The organism is Rickettsia argasii T170-B (assembly GCF_000965185.1).
Classification (GTDB): domain Bacteria; phylum Pseudomonadota; class Alphaproteobacteria; order Rickettsiales; family Rickettsiaceae; genus Rickettsia; species Rickettsia rickettsii.
The window spans coordinates 1-1,310 of the sequence record NZ_LAOQ01000028.1 but is presented as its reverse complement, the minus strand read 5'-3'; the positions used below and the strand labels follow the sequence as shown (position 1 = coordinate 1,310).

Here is a 1,310-nt window from a genome sequence, read left to right as displayed (position 1 = left end):
CAAGACTAGTTAATAGATCTTGATACATTTGTGAGTCATATTTTAAATAGTCATGTGCAACTCCTCTGCCTTTAAATACTTCCTGCCAAATATTACGCTCAACTAACTGCTGCGAAGCATCTGAAGCATTAGCGCTTTGTAGCATGCTCTGTATTTGGTTTAAGTCTAAATGAGCGGCTCTTACATTTTCTATAGCCTCTTTAACATTTGAGGTGGTCATACCATCAGGCAATTTGTCCGCTAGATCCCACTTCTCAGGCAATAAGTCTTTATGAACGCTATTATTGAACTTCAATGTCGTTGGATCAATTACGCTTACAAATCCTATATGATCATTTGCTTTGTTTAGCTTATCTTTAATTACCTCTGCTGCTTTAAAGCCCGGCTGATCATTATCAGGCCATATTATTACATCCCGCCACTGTAATTGACACCAGTTTACTTTATCAGCGGCATTACTGCCCCCCATCCATGATACTACGTTATAGTCAGGTAGTATTTTAGAGGCAGCAATCGCTGCCTTCTCACCTTCTACTATCAATATAGGCTTGCTGCCGGTAGTAGCTTTCTCTATGCCAAAGATAGGCTTGTCACCTTTGTCAGTAAAGCCTTTCAGACGCCAAGCTTTCTCTTCTTTTGCAGCATTGTAGCAATAGGTAACAGGTAGCGTTTGTTTTGTGCCGTCCTTTTTGCTGATGAAACGCACTACGTAGCCAAGTAATTTGTTATCGGCATCCTTGTAGCTATATACTGCCTCCAATGTGTTATGCTGCATCATGCCTTTTAGATGCTTATTTGGATCAAAGATATCCGCATTATTGATTTTGTCCTGAGCTGCTACCCACTCATTGGCTATTTGGAGCTTTGCTTGCTCTACCGCTTGCTCTTTATTAGCTCTGCTGCCTGCAACGTGAGTGCGATAATCGTAACTACTTGATGCCGCACGGATACCGGCAAGTTCTGCTACTATCTCAAGTGATTGACGCTTGCTAACGTGAGCTCCTTCTGCTGCAAAACCAAAGATATTACCCTTCTCCCCGCTGCTGTGACGTATCCATGTACCTTTACTTAGATTCATGCTAAGGCTGCCCATACTGATCTCAGAGCCACTTCTCTTGATAGCTCCAACCCCGCCTCTAATAGATGCAGCATATTGCCTAAATATTTTCTCTATATCGCTGCTTGTTAGCGCTTCCTGTACCTTGTCAAAACGCAGTACTGGCTCTTTTGTGCTACTACGCTCTCTACTACGGCTAGTATTTTTGCCAGTATTTGATAGAGTATTAGTTCTAGCATTAGAATTAGTGGTT

1 protein-coding gene is annotated in these 1,310 nt (G+C 42.0%); it reads right to left on the bottom strand.

From position 1 onward, the window contains the following. A partial coding sequence (locus tag RAT170B_RS10860) for a DUF6371 domain-containing protein (RefSeq protein ID WP_222595562.1) occupies nucleotides 1-1,310 on the bottom strand: 1,310 nt, incomplete at both ends.